The sequence below is a fragment of the Achromobacter sp. B7 genome, assembly GCF_003600685.1.
Taxonomy (GTDB): domain Bacteria; phylum Pseudomonadota; class Gammaproteobacteria; order Burkholderiales; family Burkholderiaceae_B; genus Achromobacter; species Achromobacter spanius_B.
Map to the genome: position 1 here is coordinate 2,619,973 of NZ_CP032084.1, position 16,602 is coordinate 2,636,574.

Annotated in this window: 16 protein-coding genes; 7 read left to right on the plus strand and 9 right to left on the minus strand. The window is 66.3% G+C overall.

What is annotated here, in order from left to right:
- The first annotated feature begins 263 nt into the window (after positions 1–263).
- The 3 genes from DVB37_RS11800 to DVB37_RS11810 are packed head-to-tail and all read left to right on the plus strand — an operon-like array spanning position 264 to position 4,028.
- On the plus strand, positions 264–1,388 hold the full coding sequence (locus DVB37_RS11800; RefSeq protein WP_046807489.1) for a TRAP transporter substrate-binding protein: 1,125 nt from the start codon (positions 264–266) through the stop codon (positions 1,386–1,388).
- 19 nt (positions 1,389–1,407) lie between these two features.
- Positions 1,408–2,034 (plus strand): TRAP transporter small permease subunit, encoded by a 627-nt coding sequence (locus DVB37_RS11805; RefSeq protein ID WP_120155268.1) that lies wholly within the window; start codon positions 1,408–1,410, stop codon positions 2,032–2,034.
- Positions 2,031–4,028 carry a TRAP transporter large permease subunit gene (locus DVB37_RS11810; protein WP_120155270.1) on the plus strand — a complete coding sequence of 666 codons (1,998 nt, stop codon included), beginning with the start codon at positions 2,031–2,033 and terminating at the stop codon, positions 4,026–4,028. The genes DVB37_RS11805 and DVB37_RS11810 overlap by 4 nt, the downstream gene beginning before the upstream one ends.
- 129 nt (positions 4,029–4,157) lie before the next feature.
- On the opposite strand, the gene DVB37_RS11815 is transcribed toward DVB37_RS11810, so the two are convergent.
- Together DVB37_RS11815 and DVB37_RS11820 are read right to left on the minus strand one after the other, a co-directional pair.
- Entirely contained in the window at positions 4,158–5,441 is a 1,284-nt protein-coding gene (locus DVB37_RS11815) for a hypothetical protein (RefSeq protein ID WP_240434091.1), read from the minus strand.
- Between the two features lie 251 nt (positions 5,442–5,692).
- Positions 5,693–6,442, minus strand: coding sequence for an SDR family oxidoreductase (locus tag DVB37_RS11820; protein WP_104143799.1), 750 nt, complete (start codon positions 6,440–6,442; stop codon positions 5,693–5,695).
- Between the two features lie 103 nt (positions 6,443–6,545).
- Here DVB37_RS11820 and DVB37_RS11825 point away from each other — a divergent pair, with 103 nt between their 5' ends.
- Positions 6,546–7,463, plus strand: a complete 918-nt coding sequence (locus tag DVB37_RS11825; protein WP_120155274.1) for a LysR family transcriptional regulator — start codon at positions 6,546–6,548, stop codon at positions 7,461–7,463.
- A 78-nt stretch (positions 7,464–7,541) separates the two neighbouring features.
- Here DVB37_RS11825 and gstA read toward each other — a convergent pair whose 3' ends face one another.
- Positions 7,542–8,156, minus strand: a complete 615-nt coding sequence (gstA, locus tag DVB37_RS11830; protein ID WP_046807493.1) for a glutathione transferase GstA — start codon at positions 8,154–8,156, stop codon at positions 7,542–7,544.
- 100 nt (positions 8,157–8,256) lie between these two features.
- Between gstA and DVB37_RS11835 the strand changes: the two genes are divergently transcribed.
- Both DVB37_RS11835 and DVB37_RS11840 read left to right on the plus strand, forming a co-directional pair.
- Positions 8,257–9,204 carry a LysR family transcriptional regulator gene (locus tag DVB37_RS11835; protein ID WP_120155277.1) on the plus strand — a complete coding sequence of 316 codons (948 nt, stop codon included), beginning with the start codon at positions 8,257–8,259 and terminating at the stop codon, positions 9,202–9,204.
- 176 nt (positions 9,205–9,380) lie between these two features.
- On the plus strand, positions 9,381–10,181 hold the full coding sequence (locus tag DVB37_RS11840) for a DUF169 domain-containing protein (RefSeq protein WP_120155279.1): 801 nt from the start codon (positions 9,381–9,383) through the stop codon (positions 10,179–10,181).
- Here the strand turns inward: DVB37_RS11840 and DVB37_RS11845 are convergent.
- The gene (locus tag DVB37_RS11845) at positions 10,178–11,203 is read right to left on the minus strand and encodes a LysR family transcriptional regulator (RefSeq protein ID WP_120155281.1); all 1,026 of its coding nucleotides are present in this window, start codon (positions 11,201–11,203) and stop codon (positions 10,178–10,180) included. The two genes, DVB37_RS11840 and DVB37_RS11845, sit on opposite strands and share 4 nt — an antisense overlap.
- Positions 11,204–11,365: 162 nt before the next feature.
- On the opposite strand from DVB37_RS11845, the gene DVB37_RS11850 reads away from it, so the two are divergent.
- A complete protein-coding gene (locus DVB37_RS11850) occupies positions 11,366–12,550 on the plus strand; it encodes a CynX/NimT family MFS transporter (RefSeq protein ID WP_120155283.1) in 1,185 nt (394 codons plus the stop codon).
- Between the two features lie 83 nt (positions 12,551–12,633).
- On the opposite strand, the gene DVB37_RS11855 is transcribed toward DVB37_RS11850, so the two are convergent.
- From DVB37_RS11855 to DVB37_RS11875, 5 genes are all read right to left on the minus strand, one after another.
- A complete protein-coding gene (locus DVB37_RS11855) occupies positions 12,634–13,593 on the minus strand; it encodes a DMT family transporter (RefSeq protein ID WP_120155285.1) in 960 nt (319 codons plus the stop codon).
- A 162-nt stretch (positions 13,594–13,755) separates the two neighbouring features.
- Positions 13,756–14,634 (minus strand): AraC family transcriptional regulator, encoded by an 879-nt coding sequence (locus DVB37_RS11860; RefSeq protein WP_240434092.1) that lies wholly within the window; start codon positions 14,632–14,634, stop codon positions 13,756–13,758.
- A complete protein-coding gene (locus DVB37_RS11865) occupies positions 14,577–14,915 on the minus strand; it encodes a hypothetical protein (RefSeq protein WP_120155287.1) in 339 nt (112 codons plus the stop codon). The genes DVB37_RS11860 and DVB37_RS11865 overlap by 58 nt, the downstream gene beginning before the upstream one ends.
- Positions 14,863–16,137 (minus strand): RNA polymerase sigma factor, encoded by a 1,275-nt coding sequence (locus DVB37_RS11870; protein ID WP_120155290.1) that lies wholly within the window; start codon positions 16,135–16,137, stop codon positions 14,863–14,865. Before DVB37_RS11870 ends, DVB37_RS11865 begins: the two co-directional genes overlap by 53 nt.
- Positions 16,134–16,595: a VOC family protein gene (locus DVB37_RS11875; protein WP_120155292.1), complete on the minus strand. Its 462-nt coding sequence runs from the start codon at positions 16,593–16,595 to the stop codon at positions 16,134–16,136. Before DVB37_RS11875 ends, DVB37_RS11870 begins: the two co-directional genes overlap by 4 nt.
- Between the last annotated feature and the right edge of the window lie 7 nt (positions 16,596–16,602).

Below are 16,602 nucleotides of genomic sequence, written 5' to 3' on the forward strand. Positions count from 1 at the left end.
GCGTTCTTGCCCGCGCGCCGCCATGTCCGCACATGGCGGCGCGCTTGCTTTATTGCGACCAAACGCGCTAGGTCATTCGGCTAGGGTAAGTCCTGACAAACAGCTGATTGTCAGCCGTTAGTCAGGAAGGTTTAATCAGCACAAAGTTGCAACGCAGTCGTAGCCCCGACACCGGGAAGCTCGCAGCAGGCGTTTCCCCGCGTCCCCCGCAGGTGCAGTTACTACACGCTGGTCCATGTAGTCCACCAAGGAGACAAGTAGCCATGCAACACGTCACAAAGCCCCGCCGCAAGTTCATCTCGGGCGCTGCCGTCGCCGGCGCCGCCGCACTGGGTTTCCCTGCCGTCACGCGGGCGCAGAATGCGCCGGTTTCATTGCGGTTCCAAAGCACCTGGCCCGCCAACGACATCTTTCACGAGTTCGCGCGCGACTATGCGCAAAAGGTCAACGACATGGCCGGCGGCCAGTTGAAGATCGAAGTCTTGCCGGCCGGCGCGGTGGTCAAGGCGTTCGACCTGCTGGACGCGGTATCGGCCGGCACGCTGGACGGCGGGCACGGCGTCGTGGCCTATTGGTACGGCAAGAACACGGCCGTGGCGCTGTGGGGCTCGGGGCCGTCATTCGGCATGGATGCCAACATGTTGCTGGCCTGGCATGAATACGGCGGCGGCAAGGAATTGCTGACCGAAATCCAGAAGGCCATGGGCGTGAACGTGGTGTCGTTGATGTACGGCCCGATGCCGACGCAGCCGTTTGGATGGTTCAAGCGCCCGGTCACCAAGGTGGAAGACGTCAAGGGCGTGAAGTTCCGCACGGTGGGCCTGGCCATCGACATGTACACGGCCATGGGCGCGGCGGTGAACGCCTTGCCCGGCGGCGAAATCGTGCCGGCGCTGGATCGCGGGCTGCTCGATGGCGCCGAGTTCAACAACGCGTCGTCCGACCTGGCGCTAGGCTTTCAAGACGTGTCCAAGATCTGCATGCTGCAAAGCTTTCACCAAAGCGCGGAGCAGTTTGAAGTGCTGTTCAACAAGGCCAAGTACGACTCGCTGCCGCCGCACTTGAAGCACGTGCTTAGCTACGCGGCGCAGGCCAGCAGCGCCGATATGTCGTGGAAGGCGGCAAACCGCTATTCGCAGGACTACATCAAGCTGCAGAAGGAACACAACGTCAAGTTCTACAAGACGCCGGACGCCATCTTGCAGCAGCAGTTGAAGATCTGGGACGAGATGATCGCCAAGCGTTCCGCCGAGAATCCGCTGTTCAAGAAAGTGCTGGATTCGCAGCGCGCGTTTGCTGAGCGGGTGGGGCGTTGGCACGGGGATACCTCGGTCAACTACCGGATGGCCTACAACCATTATTTTTCGCGCACCAGCAAGCCGGCCTGACCTTATCCCAGGCCCCTCGATGCTTCGTCTTATCCGCCTGATCGACCGCGTCTCCACCATCGTCGGCAAGACCTTTGCCTGGCTGATCGTTGTGCTGACCCTGCACGTGTGCTGGGAGGTGGCGGCGCGGTATCTGCTGAACCAACCCAGCGCGTGGGCGTTCGACATGCAGATGATGTATTACGGCGTGCTCTTCATGATGGCCGGCGCCTACACGCTGGCCAAGAACGGCCACGTGCGCGGCGACATTCTCTACGGCTTTCTGCCGCCGCGCGTGCAGGCGGGGTTGGACGTGCTGCTGTACCTGGTGTTCTTCTTTCCCGGCGCCATCGCGCTGGTCTGGGCGGGCTGGTATTACGCCGGCTACTCCATCGCCATCGGCGAGCATTCCTCGCTGATGGCCAACGGGCCACCCATCTATCCGTTCAAGGCGTTCATCCCCGTGGCGGGCGCGGTGTTGCTGCTGCAAGGCGTGGCCGAGGTGCTGCGTTGCGTGCTGTGCCTGCAACGCGGGGCGTGGCCATCGCGCGAGGAAGATGTCGAGGAAGTGGACGTGGACAAGCTCAAGAAAATGGTGCACGTCAAAGACGAAGACATCGTCCAGCTTGACCGCTACGTGACCCCGCCCGGGGAGCCGCGCCGATGAAAATTCACAAGGCCTTGTGGTTCGGCTTGTCGTGCATCGGAATCGTGCTGCTGATGATCGCGTTCCTGACGCCGTGGGGCGAACTGACCACGGGGCACATCGGGCTGTTGATGCTGGCGCTGATCGTGGTGGCGATCATGCTGGGCTTTCCCACGGCGTTCACGCTGATGGGCATGGGCGTGCTGTTCACCTTCCTGGCGTACTACATGCAAAGCGCCGACGCGGGTCGGTCGGTGGGGCAGACGCTGGACCTGATGGTGCAGCGCACGTACGCCACGATGACCAACGATTCGCTGATTTCGATTCCGCTGTTCGTGTTCATGGGGTACCTGGTCGAACGCGCCAACCTGATCGAAAAGTTGTTCCGGTCCATGCATCTGGCGCTGGCGCGCCTGCCGGGCGCGCTGGCGGTTGCCACGCTGGCCACGTGCGCGATCTTCGCCACGGCCACCGGCATCGTCGGCGCGGTGGTGACACTGATGGGGCTGCTGGCCATGCCCGCCATGTTGAAGGCGGGCTACAGCGTGCGCCTGACGGCGGGGTCGATCACGGCGGGCGGCTGCCTGGGCATCTTGCTGCCGCCGTCGGTGATGCTCATCGTCTACGGCGCGACCACCGGCGTGTCGGTGGTGCAGCTGTACGCGGGCGCGCTGTTTCCCGGCATCATGCTGGCCGGCCTGTACATGCTGTATGTGATCCTGGTGGCCAAGCTGCGTCCCGACATGGCGCCGCCGCTGCCCGTCAGCGAACGCGGCGTGCCGCTGTCGCCCGAAGCCAAGACGCTGGCCGCCGCCGGCTACACGCGCGCGTTGTCGGGCATGGTGGCGGCGCTGTTCAAGGGCCGGCGCAATCACGGGGTGCCGTTCGGCTTCATGCTGCGCAACCTGGTCACGGTGTTGGCGCCGCTGGCGCTGACGGTATTGTTGGTGGCCGTGGTGCATCACGGCGTGACGCGTCCGATCGTGGAATACGACATTCCGGCGGAATTGCAGTTGGGGTCGGGCGGGTTTGATTCCGGCCTGAGCGAGCCCGGCGCGGACGGCTTGGCAGAGCCGCCGGGCGGGGGATTGGCGGAGCCACCCGTCGGGGGACTGGCAGAGCCACCCGTCGGGGGACTGGCGGAGCCACCCGTCGGGGGACTGGCGGAGCCACCCATCGGCGGGTCGGCGCAGCCTTCCGCTGGTCAATTGGTGGAACCGCCATCGCCCGGCGCCGCGGACTCGTCCGCCTCTGCGTCCCGCCCCGCACCCACCGGGTTTTGGATATTCGTCGCCGTCTGCGCGGTGGTGCTGGCCGTGTTCTATGCCGCCCTGACGTGGGCGCGGCTGGAAATCTTCAAGATGTTGATGGGCTCGTTCTTTCCTTTGGCAGTGATGATTGCCGCCGTGCTGGGCTCGATCGCGTTCGGCCTTGCCACCCCCAGCGAAGCGGCCGCCATGGGGGCCATGGGCGGCGCCTTGCTCGCCTTGGCCTACCGCCGGCTGAACCTGCCCGTGCTGCGCGAATCCGTATTCCTCACCGCCAAGACCACCGCGATGGTGTGCTGGCTGTTCGTGGGCTCGTCGATCTTTTCCGCCGCGTTCGCGCTGCTGGGCGGCCAGCGCATCATCGAAGAATGGGTGCTGTCGCTGGGCTTGACGCCGATTCAGTTCCTGTTGCTGGCGCAGGTCATCATCTTTCTGCTGGGCTGGCCGCTGGAGTGGACCGAGATCATCGTCATCTTCATGCCCATCTTCGTGCCCCTGTTGAATGCCTTTGGTATCGACCCGCTGTTCTTCGGCCTGCTGGTGGCGCTGAACCTGCAAACCGCCTTTCTGTCGCCGCCCGTGGCCATGTCGGCCTTCTATCTAAAGGGCGTCTCGCCGCCGCACGTGACGTTGAACCAGATCTTCCTGGGCATGATGCCGTTCATGGGGATCCAGGTAGTGGCGATTTTCCTGTTGTACGTGTTCCCGGGCATCGGCATGTGGCTGCCCACGGTGCTGTATCGCTAGGCCGGACGATCCGTGCGGTGGCGGAATGTGCCGACGCTGTCTCGGCGCTGTTTCGGCGCTGTGTCGGCGCATTGCCGGCGCTTTGCCGTGCATTGCCATGCCCATGCCTTGCCGACCCTTTGCCCGCGCTTACTCGCGCACCAGATACGCCTTCCCACCCGGCGCCAGATACGGCGTCAGGTCCTTGAACGGCACCGTGGCGTGCGTGCCCAGGCACACGCCCATCGCGTGGCCCACGCCGGATACCGACAAGGTCAGCACGCCCGGCGCCTCGGTTCCCAAGGCCAGGTAGCTGGGCCAGAGGTCCGAGCATTCCTTCAGCGAATCATCGTCACCGCCCTCGATCTTCATGTCGGCTTGCGGCGCGCGGGCCTTGTCGATCAAGGCAAGCAGCGCGGGGCTGGCTTCGCGCCATCCGTTTTCGCCCGGCACGTACGCATCCAGCACGCGGTTCCAATCCAGGTATTTGCCTTGAAGCAGGTCGAAGGTGTAGGGCTCGAAATGGTTGTTGGGGTGCGCGCCGCCGCAGTACAGGCTGCCGGATTCGGTCACGGTCATCAGCGCGGTGGATAGCCATTGCACGGTGATGGCTTCCTCGTCATAGCTGCCCAGCGTGCCGGCGGCCGGATTGTCGTTGGTGTAGGCAGACGCCTTGCAAGCCAGCGCCGCCAGGCTCATCTGCCAGTGGCGCTGTTCAAGCAGCGCGTTGACGCGGGCCATCACCTGAGGATCGGGGTGGCGGCTCAGGCGCGGGTAGCTGAACTGTGTGCGGGGGTCGCGCCACATGCGGTAGGCGACGGCGCCCGTGCCGCTGTCAGCGCCGACCGGCAGGGCGTGGCCGGCCAGCTTCAAGGTTTCGTAGGGGGCGTTGTTGGCGTTGATGCTTACGCCGTGATCGATGCCGCTGCCCATACCGCCGCTGATCGCATCGGTAACGGCCTGCCCGCTGCCCGGCGCCAGCGCGCGAGGATCGTACTGCGCCACGCGGCGCAGCGCGAAGGCGCGTTGTTTGCCCGTGCGGGTATCGACCCAGTGGCCGCGATACCCGTCGGCGTCGCGGTGCCCTTGCCAGGTGGCGGCTGCGGCGGCCTTGGCGTCCGGGGCGATGCCCGCTTCCTGTAGTTCATAAAACAGCCGGGGTTCTGCCAGGGCTTCGGGCGTGCCTTGCAAGGGGATGTCGACGCCGTTCTTCGGATAGAAATACCGGCCCGTCACGGGGCTGCCGTCCGACCCTTGACCCTCCAATTCCATCACCACCTCGCCCGCGCCTTCAAGCGTGCCGACGTAGACGGTGCGTAAGCGGGTTTCGGCGGGTGCGGCCGCCGCGGCATTGGCCGCCACGGCACCGGCCGCCGCGGCACCGGCCGCCTCAACGTAGGGGGGCGATGCGATCAGCGCCAGTGCGGCAAGCATCAGACGGACAAGCGGGATAGGGAACATGGCGCAGTGTGGAAGACGGATGACAACGGGATGATAGCGGCCCCGTTCAGTCCGGATCACCGGCAGTGTCAATATCGTCACTTGCCAATCGGTGTGACGCCAGCAAAAACCGGCCCGCCTGGGTGCGCGAGGTATGCGCACGGCGGCTGGCGGGCACGCCGACCGCCGCGACCGAACGCCTGTGCAAGCGCGCACTGCGGTCGGTCGGGCCGTAGCGGCTGCGTTCAAAGCTGGCTCATGCCGCCATCCACGATGATTTCGGTGCCCACGATAAACGCGGATTCCGGCGCCGCCAGATGCAATACGGTCGAAGCCAGTTCCTGCGGTGTGCCGAAGCGGCCCAGCGGGATCTGCGCCTGGATGCCGGCGGCCGTCTTTTCCAGGGTGGCTGCGTCCAGGCCCAGCTTGCCGTAGATGGGGGTCGCGATCGGGCCGGGGCTGACCACGTTCACGCGGATGCCTCGGGGCAGCAGCTCGGCCGACAGCGTCTTGGCCAGCGAGATCAGCGCGGCCTTGCTGGCGGCGTAGATACTGGAGGCCGGCATGCCGATGTGGGCGTTGATCGAGCCGTTCAGCACGATGGACGCGCCCGGGTTCAACAGCGGGTCCAAGGCCTGTAGCTGAAAGAACACGCCCTTGATGTTGGTGTTGAAAGTTTGGTCCCACAGGTCTTCGGTGGCCTCGGCCAAGGTCGCAAACTTGGCAATGCCGGCGTTGACGAAAACGGCGTCCAGCCGCACGTCCGCGTCTTTCAGCGCCTGGGCCAGCGCAGCCGAGGCGCCCGGCGCGCCGGCCACATTGCGGATGGCCAGCGTGTTGCCGCCCAGCGTGGCCCGCGCGGTTTGCAGCGCGGCTTCGTCGCGGCCCGTGACGATGACGCGGGCGCCTTCGGCCGCAAACGCTTGCGCTGCCGCCAGGCCGATGCCGCTGGTGCCGCCGGTGACCAATACGGTCTTGTGTTCAAAACGGTTCATGGTGATCTCCTTGGGAGTCGTTCGATAAGGTGTAGCCATGTTGCGCCTGGGGCGGCGCTTTGTCGTACCATCTTTCGAACGAACACGTTCGAAGGAATCGCACATGTTGACCGCCCATGAACTGGCGCTGCTGGAAGCCATCCGGGACAGCGGCAGCCTGTCTCGCGCGGCGGTAAAGCTTGGCCGAGCGCCATCGTCCGTGTCGCACGCGGCCCGCCAGCTGGAAGAACGCTTTGACGCGCTGCTGTTCGACCGCCGCCGCTATCGGCTGCAACTGACGCCCGCCGGGCAGCTGCTGGCGGACGAAGCCGCGCGGCTGATGCTGGACGTGTCCCGGCTGACGCAACGCGTCAAGCAGGTAGCCAGCGGTTGGGAAGATCGGCTGCATATCGTCAGCGACGAGATCCTGGAATTTGAATTGATGTCGCCGTTGATACATGCGTTTGATCGCCTGGATTCCGGGGTGAGCCTGCGCTTGACGCATGAGGTGCTGGGCGGCACGTGGGAGGCGCTGCGTGAAGGCCGGGCCGACCTGATTGTGGGAGCGACGAACGAGCCCCAAGCTATGCCGAATCTTCAGTGGGCGCAATTGGGGGCAATGGAATGGTTGTTCGCGGTGGCGCCGCGCCATCCCCTGGCCAAGCTGAAAACGCCCTTGCGGCAGGACCAGATTCAGCAGTACCGCGCGGTGGTGGTGGCGGACACGTCGCGCGGGGCGGCGGCGCGCGGCTATGGCCGGGTCAGCGGTCAGCCGGTGCTGGCCGTGCCCAGCATGCGCGCAAAGATCCTGGCGCAGCGCGACGGCCTGGGCATAGGCTGGGTGCCGCGCCACCGTGTGGCGTCGTTGCTGGCGCGCGGGGAATTATTGGAAATGGCCACCGAGACACCGCGTGAACCGAACATGCTGTACCTGGCATGGCGCGGCAGTCACGAGGGCCGCGCGCTGAAATGGTGGCTGGAGCAGTTGCGCCAGCCCACCATGGCGGCGGCGCTGATGCGGGGCGTGGATGCGTTTCGCTGATGTGCGAGTCCCGGCCCGTTAATCCGGCACATTACACGGCACATCGCGCTGGCATGACACGGCGCGCCACATCGTCCGTCAAACTGCGCGGGCGATGCCTTCGGCCGCCAGCGCCGCCTGCACACTCGGCCGCATTTCAATGCGCGCCATATAGTCAGCCAGCACGGGTCGGCCCGCCAGATCGATGTCAAAAAACCGGGCCCATCGCAGCACGGCATACAGGTAAGCGTCGGCCACGCCAAAGCGGTCGCCAAGCAGGAAGGGCACAGATTGCAAAACGCCCGCCAGATAATCCAGCCGCTTTTCCACCCGGGCCTGCCACCACTGGCGCGCCTCGGCGGGCAGGGCCCGGTTGAACAGCGGGCCAAAGCCGCCATGGATTTCGGTGCTGATGAAGTTAAGCCATTCCTGCAAGCGGCTGCGGTCCCAGGTGCCGTTGGGCGGCGCCAGCCCGGCTTGCGGGTTCAGGTCGGCCAGATATTGCACGATGGCCGGTCCTTCGGTCAGCACTTGCCCGTCGTCCCGTTGCAGCGCGGCAACGTAGCCCTTCGGGTTGATCGCCAGGAAGTCGTCGCCGTCCTCGGTGCGCTTGGTTTGGTTGTTCACCCGCACCAGGGTAAAGGGCAGATCCAGCTCGCGCAGCACGATGTGCGGCGACAGCGAGCAGGTGTCGGGGGCGTAGTACAGCTTCATCGGTCGGTCCTTCGGTTCAGCAAGAGGGGCAAGCATGAGGCCGCACCAGGCATGCGTAAAATTACTTCTTCAAAAATGTGAAATAAGCAGAGCTGATGCCATGATGAACCTGATGCACTGGCGGCTGGTGTTGGCCGTGGTGGACGCCGGCAACATCACGCACGCGGCGGCCGACGTGGGCATGACCCAGTCCGGCGCCAGCCAGGCCATCGCCAATCTGGAAGACATGCTGGGTGCGCCGCTGTTCACGCGCGACCGTCGGCAGACGCTGCCCACGGCATTGGGCCTGCGGGTGGCGGACGAGGCGCGGGCCATGCTGGATGCGCTGGGGCGCATTCAAAATATGGCGCAAGACGCGTGCGGCACGGCGCGCGGTACGTTGCGCCTGGCCAGTTTTCCGATGGTGTTTTCCACCATCCTGCGGCCGGTCCTGCGGCGTTTTCGGCAGCAGCATCCGGGCATCGACGTGGTGTCGCTTGAAGCCTCGGATGACGAAGTCGAAGCCCTGCTGGCGGCGGGCACCGTGGATGCGGGCGTGGTGCTGAACGCCGCGCCCGGGCGGCACGTGTGTCCGCTTGGCCAAGACGAATGGATGGCCGTGCTGCCCGCCGCGCATCCGCTGGCCCGCGCGGGTAACGCCGTGGACCTGGCGGCGCTGGCGGCGCAGCCTTTCGTGCTGGCTACAGGCGGATGCAGCGTGCACGCGCAGAGCGTGGCGCAGGACGCCGGCCTTGCCATCGATGACGTGCGCGCCACGGTGCGCGACTGGAGCAGCGCCTTTGCGCTGGTGCGTGAAGGCGTGGGCGTGGCGCTGGTGCCCGCGCTGACCCTGCCTGAAAACCGTCGCGGCCTGCGCGTGCTGCGGCTGGCGCAGCCCTTGTACCGGTCGTTCGGGCTGGCGGCATCGGCGCAAGCGGCCGACAGCGCGCCGGTTCAGGCCTTGTTTGCAATGTTGCGATCCCAACAGGAGGACCGGCGCGCGCCTGCGCCTTTGTCCGTGCCTTTGTCCGCGCCTTTACTCGCGCCTGTGCCCACGCCTTTGCCCTGAGGCCTTTTCCTGATGATCGTGGTCGTCATGCGTGCCGAATTTGCCACATGCTTGCGGCGCGCTGATGCGTGTTTGCCTTTAAGCTGCGACGGATAAGCGGATCGCCACCAACGTCGATGCGCCAAACCCAATGCACCAAACTTGATGCGCCAAACACAACAGTCCCAAGGACGGATATGGAAGAGACAACAACAAACGCGGCCATGAACTGGCCGCAACTGGTGGACGACCTGAACAAGCTGCTGCGCTTGAAGACCACCGTCATCGGCATGAAGCTGTTCGAAGACGAGGCCGACATGGCCGGCATCAAGGGATTGCGCCGGCCGCAAGCCACGCACACCACGGATCAAATCGTGGGCATGGCCGCGCGGCTGGGGTGGACGGTGGGCATCACCGGCAACGATCTGGTCGGTGCGCAATGCCGCGCCGTGATCGGGCTGGGGCCACAAGACGAAGACTGGAAAAGCGGCAAGGATTACGTGGGCGTGTGGCACGCCACCGAAGCCGATGCGCGGGCACGCCAGGAAGCCTTGTCCTGTGTGCCGGCGGGCAAGTATCGCGGGCTGGTGGTGTCGCCGCTGGCATCGGGCCGGCTCAACCCGCCCGACATCTGCCTGATCTACGCCACGCCCGGGCAGATGATCATTCTTATCAACGGCTTGCAGTGGAAGAACTACCGGCGCTTTGACTGGAGCGTGGTGGGCGAGACCGCCTGTGCCGACTCCTGGGGCCGGGCGCTGGCCACGGGTGAACCCAGCTTGTCCTTGCCCTGTTTTGCGGAACGCCGCTACGGCGGCGTGCCCGACGAAGAGATGCTGATGGCCCTGCCGCCGCGCTACCTGCCCATTGCCATCGAAGGCATGAAGGCACTGGCCGCCAACGGCTTGCGCTATCCGATTGCGCCGTATGGCATACAGAACGACGTGCGGGCCGGCATGGGCGTCAGCTACGCACAGCCGCCCGCGCGCGGCGCTTAGAGGGGGTGGTGCAGCGCATCGGCAAAGGCGCGGGCGGCGGGACCCAACGGCATGTCGATGCGGTGCGCCAGGTACGTCTCGGTCTCAACCTGGCTGCCGCGTCCCAGGCTGTGCGTGGGCAGGCGCACCAGCCGGCCTTCGGCCAGGTCGCGCTCTACCTGCCACAGCGGCAGACGGCCCCAGCCCAGGCCCGACAAGATCAGTGCGTGTTTGGTGTCCTGGCCGCTCACGCGGCAGGTCTGCGGCGACAACACGGCAAAGTCGCGTCCTTCACTTAAGCCGGACGAGTCGGATTGCACGATCTGCAAGTGGTCGGCCAATTCCGGGGCGCCCAGCATGGCGTTGCCCGCCGGGTTGCTAGCCGGGTTGCCACTCGGGTTGCTAGCCGGGTTGCTAGCCAGGTTGCTAGCCAAGTCGCCGGCTGCGTGGCCCGCCGCGTTGCCCATCGCGTTGCCCATCCGGTAGCCCACCACTTTGCGCGCCAAAGGATGGCCGGCGCCGACCACCGCCACCATCTGCACCGACGACAAGGCCTGCACGGCGATCCGTGGATGGCGGAAGTGCTCGCCCGCAATGATCCCAAGCGTATGGCTGCCCGACAGCAGCGCCTCGACGGGACCGCCCAGCGGCAAGACCGCCACGCGCGTGGCCACTGTGGGATAGGTGGCGCGCATGGCCTTCAGCGCCGCGCCCACGTCGGCAATGGGAAACAAGGTGTCCACGACCAGTGACAGTTCCAGTTCGACCCCCGTGCCCATACCCTGAGCACGAGCGCGCATGGCGTCCACCCGCAGCAGGATGTCGCGCGCGTTGGCCAGCAGCGCCTGGCCTTGGGGCGTCATCACGGGGCGATGGCCGGCGCGGTCGAACAACGTCACGCCCAATTGCTGTTCCATATTCGCAATGGCGTGGCTGACCGCCGACTGCACGCGGGACAGGCTGCGCGCGGCCGCGCGAAAGCTGCCGGCATCGGCCACGGCGACGAACACACGCAATTGGTCCAGGGTCAGGGCATCTATCATCGGGCGGGCCGGTGGCGGGTTCGGTTCGGTTCGCTTCGCTTCAGTCCGGTTAAATCGGGAAGCTTGATCTATTCCGTCGATCATTCTCATCGAAAAATAATCACTTCTCAAGATCGCGCGGGGCGGGCATGCTGGCGCCTTCGCATGGGTAATGAGGCAGGCATGAACCAGGTTGAAACCCGTTGGGCCGGCGTGGGGGCCATTGTGGGCGCGGGCGTGGTGGCGTCGCTACAGGTGGGCAAGGTCATCATTGCCGCGCCGCTGTTGCGCCAGGACATGGGCCTGGATCTGGCGTCAATCGGCACGCTGACCGCCGTGTTTTCCCTATTAGGCGTCGTGGGAGGCATCGCCGCCGGCGGCGTGATCGCGCGTTTCGGCGCGCGCCGCATGCTGCTGCTGGGCTTGTTGGCCACGGCGCTGGGCACGGCCATGGGCGCCATCGCGCCCAGCTACCCGCTATTGCTGGCGTCCCGCGTGGTCGAAGGCCTGGGTTTTCTGATGATTACCGTGGCCGGCCCGGCCGCCTTGCAGCGCCTGGTGTCGGCGTCCGGTCGGGATTTTGCCTTTGCTCTCTGGAGCTGCTACATGCCCACCGGCATGGCCATTGCCATGCTGGCCTCGCAGGCGTTCGAGCACTGGCAGGCAGTTTGGTGGTGCGCGGGCGCGGCAGTGATCGTGTCGCTGGCCAGCGTGGCCGCGCTGCTGCCGGCTGGGCAAGCTGCTGCGCCCGCGCCCTTGTCCTGGCGCGGCATGCGGCAGGATACCGTTGATACGCTGAGCGCGGCCGGGCCGGTGCTGCTGGCCTTGTCGTTCACGCTCTACAGCCTGATGTTCTTCGCACTGTTCACCTTCCTGCCGGTGCTGCTGATGGATCAGCTTGGCCTGACGCTGGCCCAGGCAGGCCTGTACAGCGCCATCGCCAGCGCCGCCAACATCGTCGGCAACCTGGGCGCGGGCGTGCTGCTGGCGCGCGGCTGGCGGCGATCCACCTTGATTGCCTGCGCCAGCGTGACGATGGGCGTGGTGGCGCTATTGATTTTCCGTTCCGTGCTGCCGGCCATGCCGACCTTTCTGCTGTGCGTACTGTTCTCGGCAGTCGGTGGCCTGATCCCCGCCACCTTGCTGGGCACGGCGCCGCTGGTCGCGCCGCGTCCGGCGTTGACGGCGGCGTCGGTCGGGCTGGTGATGCAGGGAAGCAACCTGGGGCAGGTGATCGGGCCGGTCACCGTGGGCGGCGTGATCGACCGCTACGGATGGAGCGCGGCGTCGACCATCGTGCTGGCGGCGGGCCTGGGCGGCGTGTTGATCGCGGCCGCGTTGCGGCGCGTGCGTGCGGCACGCTTGTAGGCGCCTATCAAAGCCCATCCCGTGCAGGCTGCGTTTTGCATGCTGAAGCTGATGCTGAGCGACTTGTGCGCGTGCAGAACCCGCTATAGCGCCACGGGGACCGGCACCGGCTTGACGCGCACCGCGCGCAACACGCCCACGATCAGGCACGCGATGCCCACCATTGTCAGCGGCTGCGGCATCGTGCCGCGCAGGATGAAGGCGTACGCCAGCGCGGCCAGCGTTTCGAAGACGATGAGCTGGCCGGCCAGCGCGGTGGGCAAGCGCTGGCTGGCTTCGTTCCAGCACAGCGTGCCCAGCCAGGAGGCGAACAGCCCGATGGCAATCATCAAGCCCAGGAAGCGTTCCGGGTTGGGACCCAGCGGCATGTCAAAGCCGCTATCGGCGGCGGCCATGCCGATCCACAGCAGCCCGTAGCCCGCCAGCGCCAGTGGCAACGTCGCCAGCCCTTGCGCGGTGGCCCAGGTGCTGGGGCTGCGGTCTGGGTGCGACCGCAGCCAGTCGGCATTGCGCAGCGGATACCAAGTCCAGCACGCGACGGCCACCAGCGCCAGCAGGGCGCCCACTGCGTAGCGCGACAAGTCGGCATCCGCGTCCTGGCGCAACGCTTGCAGCTCTACCTGGTTGACGCAGCCGATGCCGAACGCGATCAAGGCCAGCGAGGGGGCCAGCCGCTTCCACGGCAGTTTGCCGTCGCGGCGCGCGTTACGCAGGTTGGCGCACACGGCAATCACGACCGGCAGCGTGCCGATGATCATCGTGGGCACGGGGCCGCCCGCGCGTTGGATGGCGCTGGCCAGGCACAGGTAGTACAGCAGGTTGCCGATGGCGGCCAGTTTCAGCGCCTCGATCCAGTCGGCACGGCGCAGTTGCCGCAGCCGGTTGCGGTCCAGCCATGCCAGCGGCAGCGCAATCAGGCCAAAGGCCAGGTAGCGCGCCACCGATTGCAGCGCGGCCGGATATTCCGGCAGCAACAATGGCCCCACGAATACCAGCCCCCACATCAAGCCCGCGGCCAGCGCGTAAAGGGTTCCTGCCCACATGCCTAGCTCTCCTGCGTATCGATGGGGCAGTCTAGCCAGGGCGGGCCGGTAAATCTTGTACCAGATTGCGGTGCGGCCGGCGCGTGCGCGCAGCCGCTGGGCGCTTGGCGCTTGCGGTGGGTCCTTATCCTGTTCCGGATTCGAAGGTGGGCGCGCGCCTGCCTATCGGCGCACCTGCTTCTGATAGCGGGCGGGCGTCACGCCGTAGCGGCGTGAAAATGACCGGGTCAAATGCGCCTGGTCGGTCAGACCCGCTGCCAGCGCCACCTGTGCCGGCGCAATGCCATCGGCCAACAGGCGCTTGGCTTCGAACAGCCGCAGTGCCATCAGCATCTGCTGCGGCGTGGCGTGATAGTGCGACTGAAAGCGTCGCAGGAAATGAAAGGGGCTGAGTCCGGCCACCGCCGCCAGCTCGTCCAGCGTCAAGCGGCGCGACAGGTTTGCCCGCAGATAGTCGATGACGGGCGCAAAACGCGGCGCGCCCTCGGTCGGCGCGTTATTCGGCACCCGGGCGTGACGGCGGAATTCATAGACCAGCGTATACAGCGCGCTGTCGAAAGCCAGCGGTTCATGTGCCTGCCATAAACAGTCGAGCAGGGCGGTGACGCGCTGCGCGCTGGCCGCGTCATGGCCGACGGCCGCGTTGAACCACCAGCCGCTTTCGCCAGATACCCGCGCCACCACGTCGGGGTCGATGTACGCCATGCGATAGCGCCAGCCGCCCACCGTTTCGGCGCGGCCGGTGTGCAGTTCGTCGGGGTTCATCAGCACGACCGAGCCCGAAGGCGCCAGGTGGTCCGCACCGCGATACCGGAAGCGTTCGACGCCGGATTCGATGGCGCCCAGTCCATAGGCTTCGTGCGTGTGGGGTTCGAAGGCGTGGCGGATGATGTGCGCGCGGTACAGCTCCACGCCGGACAGATGCGCGGCGCGGCGGAATTCGGCGCGGTCATTGGGATGATCGAACGCCGCCGGCACGCCCGTCAGCGCGGGGGCGTCGAGCGTGGGGGAAGACGGGGAGGCGGCAAGCGGGGAAGCCATGCTTCGGATTTAAGCACGGTCCGGAATCGGTGGATGCGTCGGCGTGTATGAAGCCAATGCAAGCCCCGGGCCAAGGGGAAGTCGGAGCCGAAGTCGAAGTTGAAGCCGGAGTCGAAGTCGAAGTCGAAGTCGAAGTCGAAGTCGAAGTCGAAGCTGTAGCCGAGGCCGAAGCCGAAGCCGAAGCCAAAGTCGAAGCCCGAGCCAAAGTCGAAGACAAAGACAAAGCGGCTATTCCCGCATCGCTTTCGCGCGCCCCAGCAGCAGTTCGCGTTCGCGAGCATTGCGCGTCATGCCTGCCGCGCGCTCGAATTCTCCGTGCGCTTCTGCTTTGCGGCCTAATTTGGCCAGCAGGTCGCCGCGCACGCTGGGCAGCCAGTGGTAGTTGGCCAGCGCGGGCTCGCCGGCCAGCGCGTCGACCAGATCCAGCGCCGCTTGTGGCCCGAACGCCATGCCCACAGCCACGGCGCGGTTCAGCGCGACCACGGGCGAGGGCACCAACTGCACCAGCGCGTCGTATAGCGCAACGATGCGCGGCCAGTCGGTGTCGCCGGGCGTTGCCGCGCGCGCGTGGCAGGCGGCAAGTTCGGCTTGCAGGACGTAAGGGCCGGGCAGTCCGCCCAGCGCGGCGGCGCGGGCCAGGGCGGCCAGCCCGCGCCGGATCAGCAAGGGGTCCCAGCGGGCGCGGTCCTGGTCCATCAGCAGGACGGGCCGGCCCTGGGCGTCCGTGCGCGCGTGCAGGCGCGAGGCTTGCAGTTCCATCAATGCCGCCAACCCGTGCACCTCGGCCTCGTCCGGGCTCAGTTCGGCCAGGATGCGCCCCAGGCGCAGCGCCTCGTCGCACAGCGCCGGGCGCATCCAGTGGTCGCCGGACGTGGCCGAATAACCTTCATTGAAGATCAGGTATATGACTTCCAGCACAGAGGCCAGGCGCGCCCCGCGGTCTTGCGCGGCGGGGACTTCAAACGGCACGTTGGCCGCCGTGAGGTTGCGCTTGGCGCGCACGATGCGCTGCGCAATGGTGGATTCCGACGCCAGGAACGCGCGGGCGATCTCGGCGGTGGACAGCCCGCCCAGCAGCCGCAACGTCAATGCCACGCGCGCGTCGGTGGACAGCACCGGGTGGCAGGCGGTGAACAGCAGGCGCAGCAGGTCGTCGCCGATATCGTCCTGGCGCGCGGCGTCCAGCGCATCGACAAAGTCGGGCTCCACGTCTGCCTGCAAGGCTTCAAGTTCGTGGCCGATCTGCTCGTGCTTGCGGGTGTGCAGCGCGTCCAGCCGCAAGCGGTCGCGGGCGCGGTTTTTTGCGGTCGTCATCAGCCAGGCTCCCGGGTTGTCCGGCACGCCGGTGTCGGGCCAGCGTTCCAGGGCGGCCACCAGCGCATCCTGCGCCAGTTCTTCGGCCAGCCCGACGTCGCGCACCAGCCGCGCGACGCCGGCGATGACGCTGGCGGCCTCGATCCGCCAGACCGCCTCGATAGCGCGATGCGTGGCCGCTTGTGTCATGCCTGTCCGGTCTGATCGGTTTTGTCGGTTTGGTCGGCTTTGTCGGTTTGGCCGGATTGCTCGACGTGGCCGGGCTCCATGTAGACCAGCTCCCAGATATGGCCGTCCAGGTCCTCGAAGCCGTGCCCGTACATGAAGCCGTGGTCCTGCGGTTCGCGCGGCGCGGTGCCGCCGGCGGCCACGGCGCGGGCCACCAGGTCATCAACTTCGGCGCGGCTGTCGCAAGACAGGCAGAGCAGCACTTCCGTTGCCTTGGTGGCGTCAACCAGCGGCTTGCTGGTGAAGCCCTTGAAGAAATCGCGCGTCAGCAACATGGCGTAGATGTCGTCGCTGATGACCATGCAGGCGCCCTGGTCGTTGGTGAACTGCGGATTGAAGCTGAAGCCCAGTTGCTTGAAAAAGGCTTGCGATTTCTGCATGTCGCCGATGGCGAGGTTGACGAATATCTTCTTGGGCATGGGGGGG

Coding starts and splice junctions, on each gene's coding strand:
- DVB37_RS11800 (WP_046807489.1), top strand. CDS start 264: ATGCAACACGTCACAAAGCCCCGCCGCAAGTTCATCTCGGGCGCTGCC.
- DVB37_RS11805 (WP_120155268.1), top strand. CDS start 1,408: ATGCTTCGTCTTATCCGCCTGATCGACCGCGTCTCCACCATCGTCGGC.
- DVB37_RS11810 (WP_120155270.1), top strand. CDS start 2,031: ATGAAAATTCACAAGGCCTTGTGGTTCGGCTTGTCGTGCATCGGAATC.
- DVB37_RS11815 (WP_240434091.1), bottom strand. CDS start 5,441: ATGCTTGCCGCACTGGCGCTGATCGCATCGCCCCCCTACGTTGAGGCG.
- DVB37_RS11820 (WP_104143799.1), bottom strand. CDS start 6,442: ATGAACCGTTTTGAACACAAGACCGTATTGGTCACCGGCGGCACCAGC.
- DVB37_RS11825 (WP_120155274.1), top strand. CDS start 6,546: ATGTTGACCGCCCATGAACTGGCGCTGCTGGAAGCCATCCGGGACAGC.
- gstA (WP_046807493.1), bottom strand. CDS start 8,156: ATGAAGCTGTACTACGCCCCCGACACCTGCTCGCTGTCGCCGCACATC.
- DVB37_RS11835 (WP_120155277.1), top strand. CDS start 8,257: ATGATGAACCTGATGCACTGGCGGCTGGTGTTGGCCGTGGTGGACGCC.
- DVB37_RS11840 (WP_120155279.1), top strand. CDS start 9,381: ATGGAAGAGACAACAACAAACGCGGCCATGAACTGGCCGCAACTGGTG.
- DVB37_RS11845 (WP_120155281.1), bottom strand. CDS start 11,203: ATGATAGATGCCCTGACCCTGGACCAATTGCGTGTGTTCGTCGCCGTG.
- DVB37_RS11850 (WP_120155283.1), top strand. CDS start 11,366: ATGAACCAGGTTGAAACCCGTTGGGCCGGCGTGGGGGCCATTGTGGGC.
- DVB37_RS11855 (WP_120155285.1), bottom strand. CDS start 13,593: ATGTGGGCAGGAACCCTTTACGCGCTGGCCGCGGGCTTGATGTGGGGG.
- DVB37_RS11860 (WP_240434092.1), bottom strand. CDS start 14,634: ATGGCTTCCCCGCTTGCCGCCTCCCCGTCTTCCCCCACGCTCGACGCC.
- DVB37_RS11865 (WP_120155287.1), bottom strand. CDS start 14,915: ATGCTCGCGAACGCGAACTGCTGCTGGGGCGCGCGAAAGCGATGCGGG.
- DVB37_RS11870 (WP_120155290.1), bottom strand. CDS start 16,137: ATGACACAAGCGGCCACGCATCGCGCTATCGAGGCGGTCTGGCGGATC.
- DVB37_RS11875 (WP_120155292.1), bottom strand. CDS start 16,595: ATGCCCAAGAAGATATTCGTCAACCTCGCCATCGGCGACATGCAGAAA.